The sequence below is a fragment of the Erwinia typographi genome (genome assembly GCF_000773975.1).
GTDB lineage: Bacteria > Pseudomonadota > Gammaproteobacteria > Enterobacterales > Enterobacteriaceae > Erwinia > Erwinia typographi.
In genome coordinates, this window is the sequence record NZ_JRUQ01000038.1 from 12763 (window position 1) to 28218 (window position 15456).

Annotated in this window: 14 protein-coding genes; 1 reads left to right on the forward strand and 13 read right to left on the reverse strand. The window is 58.2% G+C overall.

Annotated elements, in window-relative coordinates; all coding sequences use genetic code 11:
- Positions 1 to 24 precede the first annotated feature (24 nt).
- The 12 genes from NG99_RS12270 to NG99_RS12325 form a co-directional block, all read right to left on the reverse strand.
- A complete protein-coding gene (locus tag NG99_RS12270) occupies positions 25 to 912 on the reverse strand; it encodes a carbohydrate ABC transporter permease (protein WP_052130679.1) in 888 nt (295 codons plus the stop codon).
- Positions 867 to 1751: a carbohydrate ABC transporter permease gene (locus tag NG99_RS12275; RefSeq protein ID WP_198138766.1), complete on the reverse strand. Its 885-nt coding sequence runs from the start codon at positions 1749 to 1751 to the stop codon at positions 867 to 869. The genes NG99_RS12270 and NG99_RS12275 overlap by 46 nt, the downstream gene beginning before the upstream one ends.
- Positions 1748 to 3052, reverse strand: a complete 1305-nt coding sequence (locus NG99_RS12280; RefSeq protein WP_034892939.1) for an extracellular solute-binding protein — start codon at positions 3050 to 3052, stop codon at positions 1748 to 1750. Before NG99_RS12280 ends, NG99_RS12275 begins: the two co-directional genes overlap by 4 nt.
- Before the next feature lie 26 nt (positions 3053 to 3078).
- Positions 3079 to 4464, reverse strand: a complete 1386-nt coding sequence (locus NG99_RS12285; RefSeq protein WP_034892942.1) for an NtaA/DmoA family FMN-dependent monooxygenase — start codon at positions 4462 to 4464, stop codon at positions 3079 to 3081.
- Positions 4464 to 5672 carry an acyl-CoA dehydrogenase family protein gene (locus NG99_RS12290; RefSeq protein WP_052130680.1) on the reverse strand — a complete coding sequence of 403 codons (1209 nt, stop codon included), beginning with the start codon at positions 5670 to 5672 and terminating at the stop codon, positions 4464 to 4466. Before NG99_RS12290 ends, NG99_RS12285 begins: the two co-directional genes overlap by 1 nt.
- A gap of 545 nt (positions 5673 to 6217) precedes the next feature.
- Positions 6218 to 6961, reverse strand: coding sequence for an amino acid ABC transporter ATP-binding protein (locus NG99_RS12295; protein WP_052130681.1), 744 nt, complete (start codon positions 6959 to 6961; stop codon positions 6218 to 6220).
- The gene (locus tag NG99_RS12300; protein WP_034892948.1) at positions 6961 to 8025 is read right to left on the reverse strand and encodes an amino acid ABC transporter permease; all 1065 of its coding nucleotides are present in this window, start codon (positions 8023 to 8025) and stop codon (positions 6961 to 6963) included. Before NG99_RS12300 ends, NG99_RS12295 begins: the two co-directional genes overlap by 1 nt.
- Before the next feature lie 9 nt (positions 8026 to 8034).
- Positions 8035 to 9255: an amino acid ABC transporter permease gene (locus tag NG99_RS12305; RefSeq protein ID WP_034892951.1), complete on the reverse strand. Its 1221-nt coding sequence runs from the start codon at positions 9253 to 9255 to the stop codon at positions 8035 to 8037.
- Between the two features lie 60 nt (positions 9256 to 9315).
- Positions 9316 to 10365: an amino acid ABC transporter substrate-binding protein gene (locus NG99_RS12310; protein ID WP_034892954.1), complete on the reverse strand. Its 1050-nt coding sequence runs from the start codon at positions 10363 to 10365 to the stop codon at positions 9316 to 9318.
- Positions 10366 to 10401: 36 nt separating this feature from the next.
- Positions 10402 to 11163, reverse strand: a complete 762-nt coding sequence (locus NG99_RS12315; protein WP_034892957.1) for a sulfite exporter TauE/SafE family protein — start codon at positions 11161 to 11163, stop codon at positions 10402 to 10404.
- Positions 11164 to 11174: 11 nt separating this feature from the next.
- Entirely contained in the window at positions 11175 to 12497 is a 1323-nt protein-coding gene (locus tag NG99_RS12320) for an MmgE/PrpD family protein (protein WP_034892960.1), read from the reverse strand.
- Positions 12498 to 12520: 23 nt separating this feature from the next.
- Complete coding sequence (locus NG99_RS12325; RefSeq protein WP_034892963.1) at positions 12521 to 13891, reverse strand: MmgE/PrpD family protein; 1371 nt, start codon at positions 13889 to 13891, stop codon at positions 12521 to 12523.
- A 288-nt stretch (positions 13892 to 14179) separates the two neighbouring features.
- Between NG99_RS12325 and NG99_RS12330 the strand changes: the two genes are divergently transcribed.
- On the forward strand, positions 14180 to 14800 hold the full coding sequence (locus tag NG99_RS12330; protein WP_232298280.1) for a GntR family transcriptional regulator: 621 nt from the start codon (positions 14180 to 14182) through the stop codon (positions 14798 to 14800).
- An 8-nt stretch (positions 14801 to 14808) separates the two neighbouring features.
- On the opposite strand, the gene NG99_RS12335 is transcribed toward NG99_RS12330, so the two are convergent.
- Positions 14809 to 15453, reverse strand: coding sequence for a TetR/AcrR family transcriptional regulator C-terminal domain-containing protein (locus NG99_RS12335; RefSeq protein ID WP_052130682.1), 645 nt, complete (start codon positions 15451 to 15453; stop codon positions 14809 to 14811).
- Positions 15454 to 15456: the final 3 nt, after the last annotated feature.

The window sequence follows — 15456 nt, forward strand, 5'->3', positions numbered from 1 at the left end:
TATTCTCCTGCTGCATCCAGCATATTATTTGCCGCCGGTGTGGCTCAGCGAGCGGGTAAAAGAACGCTGACCGAAAAAGATCAGCAGCGCCGGGATCAGCGCGAGGATGAAGACTTCGGCAAAGGCCAGACCGTAGTCCTGGGTATAGGCCGAATCGGACAGACCCATCGCCACGGCGCCGGTTTGCTTACTGTTGTCGGTGATAATCAGCGACGGCCACAGCCAGGCATTCCACTGCGCCATCGCCAGAATCATTGCCGTACCAATCACCGCCGGACGCACCAGCGGCAGGTAAATCTGTAGCAGAATCCGCCACCAGGAAGCGCCATCCAGCAGCGCGGCCTCCAGCTGTTCACGCGGAATGCTCAAAAAGAACTGGCGCAGGTTGAAAATCGCCAGACCGTGCACCAGCCCCGGCACTATCAGAGCTGTCAGGGTGTTAGCCAGCCCCATCTGGGTAAACACGGTAGTTAACGGCAGCGCCACGACTTCAAAGGGGATCATGAAGGCGAATACCACGGCGACAAACAGCCAGTCACGCCCCGGAAACCGCATCACCGCCAGGGGAAAAGCCGCAAGGGTCGCCAGCGCGGTGCCCACCAGCGCCGAAACGCCCGTCACCCACAGCGAGTTAAATAAGTTGGCGGCGAAGCCCCGGCTGAATGCCGAGGTAAAATTTTCCAGCGTCCAGCGGCGTGGTAGGAATGTCCATACATCCACATGGGCCTGAAAGGTCTCCGTCACCGGGCGGAAGGCCGAAGCCACCAGCCAGATAAAGGGCACGGCAAACAGCAGCGAAATCAGTAATGCCGCGCTGGTGGCAAATAGCCGCCGCAGCTGGCGACGCCGCAGGGCGACATGATGCCTCACGGTACGCTTCGCATCCGGTTCAACAGACTGAATTGCAGCCATACCGTGATCCCCATTAATACAAATAAGATGGTCATCTCCGCCAGTGCCGATCCCGGCGAACTCAGGGCGTAGTAGCGGGTAATGATGTCGTACATAAGAAAGTTACTGGCGCCCTGAGGCCCGCCCTTGGTCAGAGCGCTGATCGGGGCGTACAGGATAAAGTTCCATACCGTGCTGGCCGTCAGCACAAACAGCAGCTGCCGCTGGATCAGCGGCAGCGTCACATTGATAAACTGTCGCCATTCTCCGGCACCGTCCAGCATCGCCGCATCGTAATAATCCTGCGGTACATCGCGGATGGCGGCAATCAGGAAAATCATCCAGTACCCTACCGCCGTCCAGGTTGATAAGATCACCAGCGCCGCCATCGCGCCGTCGACGTCAGTAAACCAGCCGCTGGTGGGCAGATGCGCCAGCGTCAGCAGGTTGTTCACCACCCCTTCCGGGCGCAGCAGCACGCCAAACACCACCGTGGTCCCCATCAGCGGCAGAGCCGTTGGCAGAAAAGCCAGCGTGCGCCACACCCCGGTTAGCGCCACGTTACGCGTCAGCAGCCAGGCGAGAAACAGGGCGAAGACCATGGTCAGCGGATTGACCAGCGCGGCGAACAGCAGCGTGCGCCACACGGAATCCCAGAAGCCGGGGTCTTCGAACAGATCGAGATAGTTCTGCCAGCCAACCCACTTCGGCGGGATCACGCTGCCCGGCACCGAGGTATAAAACGACTCCACAATCGCTACCCCGGTCGGGATAATGCGCAGCAGCAACAGCAGCGCCAGCGCCGGAGTCAGCAGTAACAGTGCGGTGCGCGCTTCGTGGCGGGTAGCCCTGCTGCTCACTGATACTTTCTCCATGCGGCTTTCAGTCTGGCATTAGTCGCGTCCAGCGTTTTCTGCGCGTCAGCACCGTTGATAATGTCGCCAATGGCGGCGCCCATCAGCTGAGTGAACTCCGCGCCGCCCACGGTCTGCGGACGAATGCGGGCGGAATGCTGCGCCTGCCAGGTCAAAATATCCTGCAAGCCGCTCAGCCGCGGATCGGCGTAGGTCGGATTTTTCCAGAATACCGCGCGGGTTGCTTCGGTGGTCGGGACGTTTTCAGTTTGCGGATCGGCAGAGATAAAACCGCCGTTCTCGCCAAACAGATACCAGTTGAGGAATAAGGCGGCCGCCTGCTGCTTTTCCGGGCTGGAAAGCGCGCTGACGCCTAACGCCCAGCCGCCGCTGGTGGTGGCGTCCTGGCCATCTTTAAACTTAGGCGCGGTGGTGATGCCAAAATCTAAGTTGGCATTTTTGGTAATCGTTGGCGAATTCCAGATGCCGCCATAAAAGAACGCGCTGTCGCCGTTGGCGAAGGCCAGCGCCGTTTCCCGCACGCCACGCGGCGCCAGGCCATCGGCGTACAGTTTGCCATACCAGCCCAGAGCCTTCGCCCATCCGGGATTATTAACGTCCGGCGTAAGCTGATTCTCGCCTTTGACGCCAGTTCCGGCACCAAGGGATTCCGCCAGCGGCTGGAGGTAGTAATACATATCCGGGGTGGAGAACGTCACGCCGTAAGACGAGGCTTTCGCATCCACCGCTTTGCGGGCCGTGGCTTCCACCCATTCCCAGGTCGGCGCTTCACCTGCCTTGTTGGACGGGTACGCCACGCCGATTTGCTTCAGTACTTTTTTGTTGTAATACAGGAAGGTGGTGCCAATCTGGTAAGGCAGGTTGAGTAACTTACCGTTGATGGTCGACTCTTTCAGCGCAGGCGGATCGATCAGCTGGCGTTTCGAGGCGAAAGCATTCGTTAAATCCGCTTCCCAGCCGCGTATCGCGTAGCTGGCGCTCTGCGGCTGGTCGATGTCGAAAATATCCACGTTACCCTGGGCAAAGCGCGCACCGAGCGTTTCGTTGTAGCTGTTGAAGGGCACCGCGTGGTAGCTGATTTTAATCGTCGGGTAGCGTTTCTCGAATGCTGCGATAATTTTATTGGCGCGCTCCGCCGGAACCGCTCCCCCAAAGTAATTGAGGGTGACGGTTTTCTCCGGTGCTTTCAGGTTTTCTACTGCCGGGATCGGCGCGGCGGAAGCTGCCCCCACCGCCAGGATGGCGCCCGCCAGGACGACGGCCGATGTTTTTGCTGGTGCTGTCATGTCATTACCCCTTCAAATCATTGTTGTTATTTTTGCGCTGTAAAACGTCCGCGAAAATCCGCTGCCGGGTGCGGCACACTCAGCCGGTCACCCTTTCCAAACAGTCGGTTTCGCAAAGATGACTCTTTTTCCGGCGGCAGGAACAGCCCGCGCTCCGTCAGCACCGGCAACACCTGTTCGGCGAATTCGGTAAAATCATGCGGGCTGACAAATTCATGCAGGTTGAAGCCATCCACGCCGGTGATACGAGCAATGTTTTCGATACCCCCGGCGATGCTTTCCGGCGTGCCCACCAGGGTCGGGGCGTAGGGGCTCAAATTCACCAGCCGCTGCCTGATGGCGCCAACGCTGTCAGGACGGGCCTTTTCGCTGGTGAAGCGTGCCGATTCAGATCGGGAGAAGTTATGCGGTTCGGCAGACAGCGTGTCGTCATCGCCATAGCGGGAGAGATCGAAGCCGCTGGCGCCGCCAAACGCCGCATACTGGGCTTCCGGCGACTGCGCGGCGCGGATTGCGTCCGCTTTTTTTTCCGCTTCCGCCTGGCTACGACCGATGACCACGGAAAGATCCGTCAGCACTTTAATGGAATCCGCCGCACGCCCGGCCGCGACAGCGGCGGCACGCAGCTTATCCACGTTGATGCGCAAAGCATCCGGGTTCATGCCATTGACGAACACCACTTCGGCGTGACGAGCCGCAAAGGCAAGCCCGCGTGCCGAGGCCCCTGCCTGGAAAATCACCGGCGTGCGCTGCACGCTCGGTTCCGTCAGCGAAGGCCCCTGTACCGAGAAATATTCACCCTGATGATTGATGCGATGCACCTTGTCGGCATCCGCGTAGCGTTTCGCGGCCTTGTCGTACAGCACCGCATCGTCTTCCCAGCTCCCTTCCAGCAGCTTGTAGAACACCGTCAGGAACTCTTCGGCCCGCGCGTAACGCACTTCATGCGGCAGCTGATCCGGCAGGCCGTAATTGCGCGCCGCATTTGGCAGATAGGAGGTCACCACGTTCCAGCCGATCCGCCCTTTCGCCAGATGATCGAGCGTGCCGAAACGGCGGGCAAAGGTAAACGGGTGTTCATAGGTCGTGGAGGCCGTCACCGCGAAGGCGAGGTTTTGAGTTACCGCCAGCATCGCCGGGATCACCATAAAGGGGTCATTCAGCGGAAAATCTACCGCCCCTTCAATGGCGGGAACCGGCGACTGCCGGTAAACGTCATAAACGCCCAGCACATCGGCAAAAAACAGCGCGGTAAAGCCGGCCCGATCGAGAAAACGAGCGCGTTCCACCCAGTAATCCAGATCTTTATAGCGGTGACGCTGCGAATCCGGGTGAGTCCAGCTTCCCTGGGCATAGTAGCCCACGCCGTTCATTTCGAAGGCGTTAAAAATTAGCGGGCGCGATGCGCTCATCAATGCGACTCCCGATCGACAGAGGATTCAACAAAGCGGAATATCTGGCTGCGCCCCAGTTCCTGATAGCGCAGGCGGACCGGGTCGTGCAGGGTGTGGGTGCGGACGTTGCGCCAGTAGCGGTCAAGACGTAGCGAGCGGTCAGCGGCGCGCGCGCCGCTCCAGGAGAAAACCTCGCTGCTGGCCGCCAGGCCGACCTCAGCAGCAAGCGCCTTGGTCGCGGCCAGCTGCGCCTGCAATTGCGGTAGTTTTGCGGCATCGCCCTGCTGTACCTCATCCAGCAATCGCGCCGTGCTCTCCAGCAGCGCGGCAACCGACAAAGTACGCGCGCTCAGCACGCCAACCTGATATTGCAGCACCGGGTCTTCCGCCAGCGAGGGATAAGGCGATTCAAACGGAATGCGTTTATCCGTTGCGACCGTCAGTAATCCCCACTGGATAACGCCTTCGGCGATACCCAGGTCAATAGCCGCGTGGATCAGGCGCCCGCTTTCATGCCAGGCCGCGCCGCGATGCTGCGCATCCCATACCGGGATAACATAATCCGCAGACACCTCCACGTTTTCGAGAATCAACGATCCGCTGGAACTGCCACGCTGTCCCAGACCATTCCAGTCGTCAATCAGCGTGACGCCTGGCGCATCGGTACGGATATAGGCCAGCGCCTGGCCGCCCTGCTCGTTTTTGCCAATCACCGTTATCCAGCGCGCGCCAATGGAGCCGGTGGCGTAATATTTACGTCCGTTGATGCGGTAGCGATCGCCTTCGCGGATCAGCGTGGTGGAAAAATCGGCAGAATGTTTACCGCCCCGCTCGCTGGCGGCATTGGCGATACGCTCACCGTTCAGGACGTCCTGAAACAGGACGCGCTGCGCCTCATCCGAGGGCAGCAGGGAAAGGGTATCGGTAAAACCATAATGAGGCTGGAGTAACTGAGCGATGCCGGCGTCCGCCTGCGCCAGAATGCGGCTGACGGCGATCGCCTCGGTCTGACTGCCGCCGTAACCCCCGGCGGCGCGGGGCAAGCGCAGCGCCAGCAGGCCAGACTGGCGCAGTTTTTCCCGCGCCTGCTGATAGTCACTGCGGAGATCGGATGTCACCGCCAGCGTACTCAGTTCCTCTCTCAGAGCGTGAGCAACAGCGAAAACATCGAAAAAAGACCAACTGCCGTCAGCCGCAGGCGACGACGAAGCGGATTGATTACGCATAATACCCCTGGCAATAACGGAAACGTGATGTTCCAGAAAAGCTCCGCAAATAAGCAGAGATACAACTTTGTGTATGCTAATTTTAAAAACAGTATAACTGACGGTTAACAAAATCAATCCCGCCCTTTATGCGTATTACAGCTATTTAAAGTCAAAAAAAATCAAACGACGAGAGAAGCTCATGTGCTCAGGTAATACCCATTTACGCATTGCATTACTGATTTATTTAGTAGAGTTCACTTCTTTATTATTTAATAATGTCGTAATTAAACTATTTATTGTAAATCATAAGCCTGCATGTAGGGGCGATCCACAGGGACACGGCGTTCGGCCTGTTGCGCTGCTGGAAAAAGATATTTTCGGCGGGTTTATTATCGCTCAACCGCGAACGAAGTCATTCACGATTAAAGGGGGAATTATATAAATAGCCTGTTCGCTGGTCTTTCCGGCCCCCTGATAACTCTTTTTCGCCTGACGGTTATTAAGGCCAACATGAGCTGGCCTTACTATTTTCCTGTCGGGCAGAGCCTTCCGTGGCAGTAAACTTAGTGACTTAATATTTGCTCAAGGAATTTTCTGGTGCGAGGATGTTCCGGCTGGCTAAAGAATTTCTCTGGCGGCGCGGACTCCACAATGCGCCCATCGGCCATCAGAATAACGTTATCCGCCACGGTTCGGGCAAAGCCCATCTCATGAGTGACCACGATCATCGTCATTCCGCCCTCGGCCAGATCCAGCATCACGTCGAGCACCTCTTTAATCATCTCAGGGTCCAACGCCGAGGTGGGCTCATCAAAGAGCATAATTTCCGGCTCCATGCAGAGCGCGCGGGCAATCGCCACGCGCTGCTGCTGGCCGCCGGAAAGCTGGAGTGGAAACTTATACGCCTGGTTGGCAATCTGGACTTTTTCCAGATAGTGCATGGCGAGTTCCGTCGCCTGCTTAGGCGTCATTTTGCGCACCAGCGTCGGGCCAAGCGTGAGGTTATCCAGCACGCTCAGGTGCGGAAACAGGTTGAACTGCTGAAACAGCATGCTGATGTTTTGGCGAATAAGATTAATATTGCGCACGTTATCGTTCATCTCGATGCCGTTAACCAAAATCTGCCCCTGCTGATGCTCCTCCAGCCGGTTGATGCAGCGGATTAACGTTGATTTCCCGGAGCCCGATGGGCCGCAGATCACCACCCGCTCCCCTTTTGCCACGTTCAAAGAGACAGTGTTTAGCACCTGGAATTTTCCGTACCACTTGCTAACGGCGTTTATTTCAATCACTGGACGTTGCGACATCAGGAGGTTCCTTCTGCGTTACGGCTGGCGTCAATGCGTTTTTCTACCCAGATGGCGTAGCGGGAAAGCATAAAGCCGAACACGAGATAAATAGCGGAGATAAAGAGATAAGTTTCAATATAATAGCGGCGCCACAGCGGGTCCTGCATCACCGCGCTGGTGGCGGTCAGCACGTCAAACAGGCCGATAATAATCACGAACGAGGTATTTTTCATCGCGGCGATAATATGGTTAGTGACCGCGGGCAGGCAGATACGCAGCGCCTGCGGCAGAACGATTTTCGTCGTGGTATGCCAGTAGCTCAGGTTCAGCACCGCCGCCGCTTCATACTGGCCGCGCGGGACAGACTGCAAACCGCCGCGAATCACCTCCGCCTGATAGCAGGCGAAGAACAGCGCAATGCCGACAATAATGCGCAGCAGCTTATTGATCTCCATATTGGTGGGCAAAAAGAGCGGCAATACGTTTACCGCCACAAACAGAATGGTGATCAGCGGCACGCCGCGCAGCCCTTCAATAAAAATAACCGACAGGCCGCGTAAGAACGGCAGCGGCGAACGACGCCCCAGCGCCAACGCTATCGAGACCGGCATACCGATAATTACCGTGCCGGAAAAAAGCAGCAGCGTCAGCGGCAAACCGCCCCAGTCAGCGGACTGAACCGGCACCAGGCCAAACGCCCCGCCACTCATCAAAATGGACATCACCGCCAGCGACACGCCCCACAGCGGCCAGAGGAACCGGGAGTGCCAGCACATGGGCGACAGAGAGAGCGCCACGCTGACAAACCACACCAGCATACATAGCGCCGGACGCCACTGCTGCTCATAGGGATAGAGACCAAACAGGATCGGGCGATACTTCTCGCCAATTACCGCCCAGCAGGCTCCGGCAGCGGCCCGACACTCCGTCACGCCGCCAGAAAAGACCGCATCGGTCACGCCCCAGCGCAGCAATTTCGACCCCACCAGCAGAATCAACAGCGCCAACGCCAGGGTGAGCGCCGTTTGCGCCAGGCTGCTGAACAAATTACGACGCAGCCAGTTAATAGCAGAATGTCGCACAGGCACTCCTCAACGTTCTTTAATGGCAACGTAACGGTTAAACAGGTTCATCAGCAGAGAAGTGGTGCCGCTGATAATCAGATAGACCACCATCATGATGGCGATGGCCTCCAGCGCCTGTCCGGTCTGATTCATTAGCGTGTTGCTGATATTCGCCAGCTCCGGGTAGCCCACGACCACCGCTATGGAGCTGTTCTTGGCGAGACTGACGTACTGGCTGGCCAGCGGTGGAACCATCACGCGCATCGCCTGCGGAATCACAATGTGGCGAGTCACATGCCATGAAGAGAGCGATAAAGAGCGCGCCGCCTCAATTTGCCCCTTTGGCACCGACTGGACCCCGGCGCGGACGATCTCGGCGATAAACGCCGAAGAATAGAGCGTAATCCCCAGAAGCAGCGAGGTAAATTCCGGGCTGATGGTTAACCCGCCGCGGAAGTTAAAACCGCGCAGCTCCGGCTGATTAAGCGCATGAGGCGCGCCGCTTAGCCACCAGACCAGCAGCGGCAGGCCAATAATCAACGCGGCGCGCAGTCGGGCCGTCGGCAATATACGACCCTGCCGTTCGCGCAGTCGCCGCGCCAGCGCCGACAGCGAAAGACTCAGCCCCAGCGCCGCCAGCAGCGCGCAAAACGTCCAGAACCAGCCGGGATGCGACTGTAGAATGGTCATGGTCAGCCCACGATTGGTGAGGAATCCGGCGCCTGCCAGCTCAATCGCTCCCCGGGGAGACGGCAGGTTGCGGATCACCATCGACCAGAAAATTACCTGCAAAATCACCGGCACATTGCGCAGAAGCTCCACATACCCTTCGGCAAGCTTTGCCAGCAGCCAGTTTTTCGAGGTCCTCCCCAGGCCGACGATAAAGCCCAGCACGGTTGCCAGCGCGATGCCGCAGATCGTTACGTAGAGGGTATTGAGCAGGCCGACCAGCACGGCGCGGGCGTAGCTGTCGCGCGGCGTGTAATCGATCAGCGTCTCGCCAATGGCGAACTGCGCGCTCTGATGAAGGAAGGCGAAGCCGGTGGTAATGCGCTGCGTTTGCAGGTTGTCCACGACGTTGCTGTAAAGCCACCAGCCAAAGCTGACCAGCAGTAGCGCAAGCAGCAGCTGGTAGCACCAGCCGCGAACCGTTTTGCTGCCCAGCAGGCTGGCAGGACGAAACGGGCTCGGCGGCCAAGACGTTTTTGATGGTGCCAGGCTATGGCTGGCGTGGTCTGGTTGTTTCATTTTTTCACGGTCTGTAACGGGCGCTGAGTAAAACGCGCCCGTTAAGCAGGGATGCCTCGGTTAACGAATCGGTAATCCATACAGCAGGCCGCCGTTGGTCCACAGGTTGTTCAGATCGCGATCGAGCGGTTCAGTGCTTTGCGGTCCAAAGTGACGGTTATAAATGTCGCCGTAGTTACCCACCTGCTTGACGATGTTGTAAACCCATTTATTATCCAGCCCCAGCTTCTGACCAAAATCACCGCTGACGCCCAACAGCCCCTGAATATCCGGGTCAGCGGATTTAAGCTGTTCGTCGACATTCGCCTGTCCGACCTGTAACTCTTCGGCATTAAACGTGGCGTAAACCACCCACTTCACAATATCGAACCACTGGTCATCGCCTTTACGTACCGCCATCGCCAGCGGCTCTTTTGAATAGATGCCTGGCAGGATGATATGGTCTTCCGGTTTTTCGGCATCGAAGTTTTTAACCCCCGGCAGCGCAACCTTGTCGCGGGCAATCGCATCGCAGCGACCGGAAAGATAGGCGGAAACGTACTCTTTATTATTCTCAATCACCACCGGCGTATAGTGCAGATGGCGGGAAGCGAAGATTTGCGCCACGTTCTGCTCGGTGCTGCTGCCCGGCGTAATGCACACCGTCGCGCCGTCCAGATCCTCAATTTTCTTCACGCCGCTATTGGCCCGCACCATAAAACCGGTGCCGGTGTAAAAGTCAGGCGGCGCAAAATTCAGCCCCAGCGACACATCGCGGGTCAGAGAAGCGGTGATATTGCGCGACAGCACGTCAACTTCGCCGGACTGAATCGCCGGGAAGCGCTGCGCGGTGGAAAGCGGCGTGAAGCGGACTTTGCTGGCGTCGCCAAATACCGCAGCCGCCAGCGCGCGGCAAAAATCCACGTCCAGACCGACCCAGTTTCCTTTGCTGTCAATGGCCGCAAAGCCGTGGCGAGCGGGATGAACGCCGCAAACCAGTTCTCCACGGGCCTTAATTTTCTTTAGCATCTCGCCATTGGCCGCTGGTGCATCCTCAGCAAAAGCGGTAAAGGCAAAATTTCCTAGCGCTATCAGCAAAACGGCTGCAAATGCTTTTGTTCTTTTCAGCATGGTGATTCCTTTTTTCTACTAAAATGCGAAAACAGACTAACCGACCCAGCTACGGGCGCCCTGCCAGATCAACTGCGCGCTTAATAACAGCATGGTCAGCCGGAACGTCACGCGGAACAGCTTTTCCGGCAAATTATCGAGCATCCGTGAGCCAAGCCAGGTGCCAAACGCCCCGCTGGCGATCATCGCGACCAGCAGCGGTAACCAGGCGGCCCAGGCAAACCCCATCAGACCAAACGCCAGAATTTTCAGTCCGTGCTGGAGCACCATGCAGGTGGCGTGCGTGGCGATCAGCGGCTGCTTTTTCAGCCCCTGGGAGCTGATAAGTCCGGCGACCATTGGGCCGGTGGCGCCAACAATCATCGTCCCCAGACTGCTGATACCGCCGCCGATAACGAAAAACGTTCGGTTCAGCGGCTTTGCATCGCCGCGCTTACGCAGCACCGACCAGAGGATAAATAGCCCGAGAGCGATACGCGCCGCACTGTCCGGTATCACCGCTGCCACCGGCGCGCCAAGCGCAATGCCAACGGCGCTCCCCAGTAAAAACCACAGCACCAGCGGCCAGACCACGTAGACGCGTTGGATAAGCGTCCGGCTCAGGTTCGACCCCAGCTGTACCATGCCATGCACCGGCATCAGGCTGCTCACCGGCATCCCCAGCCCCATTACCGCCAGCAGTGCGGTTCCTCCCCCCAGCCCCATCGCCGCCGTCAGCGCCGAGGTAAGAAAGCTACAGCACACCATTACGCCCGCGAACAGGGGAGTGATCTCCCCTGGGATTAACTGTAATGTCATCACCGTTTCGCTCAGCTGTAATCGTCTTGCAGCAGCCGTTCATAGAACGCTCGCGCGATCTCAGGCGACAGCACGCGCCCGGCGCAGTCGAGGAATTTTTCGGCCAGCAGCCCTTCTGGCAACGGGTTATCGGCGTTAGAGCCGCGAGCGCCCGCAATGTGCTGGTGAAACTGCCGTCCGTCCGTGGCGATCAGCGTCACTTCTGCGGTATGCGTGGTCTCACCGTTATGACAGCCCAGCGTCACCCTGTGCATTAACGCCTGAGTGGCCGGATCGGCAAATCGCGCGCTGTCGATAAAGTCATCCAGCGTCAGCGTACCGGCGACAAAAGCGCGCGCCACGCAGTAGTGCAGGCTGAATTTGCCAGCCAGCGGGTTTTCCGGCTGCGGAATATTGATGTGCGGGAAGCGAATCGGGTGAACCTGCACCTCAATACTCTCCACCTGGTCTGGGCGCAGGCCGGTCTGCTCACGCAGCGCCAGCACGCCGTCTACCGGCGATAAGATGGCGTAGCAGCAGGAGAAGTATTTAAAATTATTGCTCTTCTCCACGTCGAGAATAGACGGCGTCTCCTGCCAGGGATCGGTCAGTGCCTCAGGCGCAACGTTGTCACTGCCGTTAAACACGTTGAAATAGCCGTGATGATGTTCAAAGGCCATCTGTCCGGCGCTGAATCCTTCCTGCGCCAGCCGCACCGCCATTACGGCGCTGCGCGCGGCCTGCCCGACGGCAAGCGCCTTGGTCTGACTGCCGAAATTGGACTTAATGCCCGATGCCAGCGAGGCGCAAATCGACAGCGCCGTCGCCGTCTGCTGTTCAGTTAATTCCAGCAGCACGGCGCAGGCCGCGGCTCCGGCAAAAATGCCCACGGTAGTGGTTGGGTGCCAGCCGTGCCGGTACTGGAACGGACTCACCGCTTTTCCCATCCGCACGGCAGTTTCATAACCGGCGAGGTAAGCGCGAATCACCGCATCGCCGTTAAGATCCCGTTCGTCCGCCAGCGCCAGCAGCGCCGGCAGGACGGCAACCGAAATATGGCCGTGAAGCCAGGAGTTGGAATCGTCGAAATCCAGTAAATGGGACGATACGCCGTTCAGCAGCGCGGCATCGAGCGCGTTGAGCCGCAGGTCAGTGCCGAAAACGCGGCTTTTACCCATCGCAGCCGAAGGCACAATAACGCGCCGCAGCCTGTCGGCGCCGTCCTGCACGCCGCCGGCCAGCGTCACGCCCAGCGTATCAATAATGGCCGTCCTGGCCTGCTCGCGCGCGGCGGCGGAGAATGTCTGACGGGAAAATTGCAACAGGTTTCCGGCAAATTGTCGGGCAAGGGTCATGAATGAGTTTCCTTACGAAAGAATCAGTACTCACCGGCAAGTAACGCGGTGATTTGCGCCAGCGAACCCGGGCGCTCAAAATGCGCGGCGGCCTCATAGAGCGCATTGCTGCGTCCGACACCCAGCGCGGGAATAACCAGCGAATCAAATTTAGCCCGCAGTTCCTCATCGCTCAGAGGATTCTGCGCATGACCACGGTAGACCTCGGTATGAGCGCGAAGAACCTCGCCATCGTCCAGCCATACCTCAATAAACGCCGAGCTGGCGGACTGCCCCTCGACGGCTTCCACCTCCAGCAGCGGCAGCAGCGCGCGTGCAGTCAGGTCATCCACCGTTTGCTGTGTAAAATCGGTATCGTTCAGGGCATAGCCGCTCAGCGCCAGGGCAATGCAGTGTGGAATGCTGAATTTACTTTCCAGCGGCGTTTTCGGCTCCATAATCCCGGCGTTGACCATCCCCATCGGGTGCACCTTTGCCGCAATGCGGGTCATTGCGCGTCCTTTGAGCTGTGGATAGATCTTGCGGGCGGTTTCAATGGACGCATGGGTTCCCCGGCAGCTGGCATACAGCTTGTAGCCGTTGGTCAGCAGTTCCCACGTATCGCCGAAATCGAGCGGCGGGATTTCCGCGCTGCCGTCCTGAATAAAATTCTTAACCCAACCGTCGGTTTCGTAGAAGTGCTGCGCGCCGACAAACCCTTCTGCCGCCAGCTGTGCGGCGAGGATACCGTCCATTGCGGCTTTACCCGCGTGGAAAGGTTTTCCGTGCGTGCCGGAGGATTTCTGTAATCCCCCCATCATGGTGGCTGCCGCGCCAAGAGCGTTGCGGATCTGTTCTTCCGACAGACCGAGGATAGAGGAGGCCACCGCCGCCGCACCTGCGCGTCCGACAACCGAGGTGGGGTGAAAGCCGCGGCGCTGCAAATTGCGTCCCACGCCCGGCACCCAGCCGCCGCCCAGTTTCGCCATCACTTCAAAACCGGCGATAAAGGCGCTTAACACGCGCTCTTCGTTAACCGGATGCGCCTGCGCCATCGCCAGCGCCGCTGCCCAGCATGGGCCACCGGGATGACCAGCCCCCGCCGGATGGGTGTCGTCATAGTCCGCCGCGTGGGCCATGGTGGCGTTAATCAGCGCCGCCAGCGCTGGCGTGCTGGTTTTACCAAGAAAAATTCGCGCCTCGCCTGAGGCATTCCAGATTTTAGCGACCTGACGAACGGCACGGACCGCATCATCATTCACCGCACCAATCGCAACGCCGAGGTGATCAATCAGCGCGCGTTTAGCTTCATGCCGTACGGCGGGAGGGATCGCCTGCTCGTGCGCGTGGTGAATAAAGTGGCTGAGCTGCGCTCCCCTTAAAGGGGTTGTCACTGTCGCGTCTGCGATGGTCATGTCGGGTTTCCCTGAGGCTGGCAGTAAAATAAATCTTATAAAACAAAGTGATGATTTATTGAATTCATTTGTATACAGTAAATCATGCACTCAACATACCAGCGCTGAGGAGCAGGTCAAAAGATGATTTTGCGATATGCTAAGAACAAAATGTGCGATAAATCATGATTTACTGTGGCAATATGATCGCCTCGTCAACGCCTCCCGTTTTCGGCCCTTAGCGTTGTAAAAAACTTAAAAATAAACCTATAAAACATGAACTTAAAATCAACCAATCGCGATGTGACAATGTCACCCTTTGAAATTCTGATCGCCGCTATCGAAAAAGGCGAGCTGTTGCCGGGGGAGCGCTTACAGGAAACCCGGCTGGCAGAGCAGTTTGGCCTGAGCAGAACCCCGATCCGAGAAGCATTACACCGGCTGGAGACGCTCGGGCTTGCGGAGCCTGGTCCGAAGCGCGGGCTGATTGTGGCCAATATCAGCTATGAAAGGCTGCGCCAGCTGTTCGCGGTGCGGGAAGGGCTGGAGAGAATCGCCATCCAGCTGGCGGTTGCTGCCGCTTCCGACGAGGAGATTGCCCTGCTACAGAATATGGTCGACGCTGAGCAAACCCTTACCGACAGCCAGGCCCTGCACGATCATAACCGCCTGTTCCATCGCCAGATTTATCGTTCCACGCATAATCCTTATCTCAACGAAATGCTTGATAACCTGCGCATCCACCTCTCTCTCCTGCGCGGCACGACTTACGCCCTGCCCGAACGGGCGGAAGAGGCGAAAAACGAGCATCAGGCCATCGTCGACGCCCTCGCCCGCCACGACTCGCTGGCGGCGCAGGAAGCGGCCTGCCAGCATATCCGCAACGGCTATCGCGCGCGCCTGGCGATCGTCAGTCAGTTGGACCAGTGAGCCATTCCTCATTGAGCCTGCTGGCGGGCGGCTTTCCGGGTTACTTCGCCGGTTACCCCATAAAGAAATACGTTGACCGCCTCTCGCACCCTTTTTCTTATCTGGCAAAGGGTGACGGTTTGCGGTGTCCGCTCTAACAGCCTGATTTCACAAGCGACGCAAAGGAGTGAGAGCAACTGCTGGGCCATCACTCGCGGGTCACCCATGCGCAGTTCCTGGCGGATCATCGCGCTATCCAGCGCATGCGTTATTTTTTCCAGCGCATCCCGCAGACCGGCCTCATAGAACAGCAGGCCGATGTCACTGCGTGAGCCATCGGCAATGACGCGGCGATAAACATTCAGCGCGTTCCGATCGTCCTGCATGACCAGCAGCAGCCGCACGCCAAAACAGACCAGTGTTTCCCGCAGGGGTCGCCCTCCGGGTTCAACCATAACCGCTACCGCCTGGGTCAGATGCCGGGTGGCATACGTGCGGATCACCGCCGTCAGCAGGGCCCTGACATCGACAAAATGATTACACAGCACTCGCTCTGAACACCCAAGCCGCACGGCCAGTATCCTGAAGGACAATAGCTGCGTATCGGGGTGCTCAAGCAGTGCCGCTGCTTCAGCGATGATGCGTTCCCCTGGAATATTCTGCGTCGTTTTCATGCT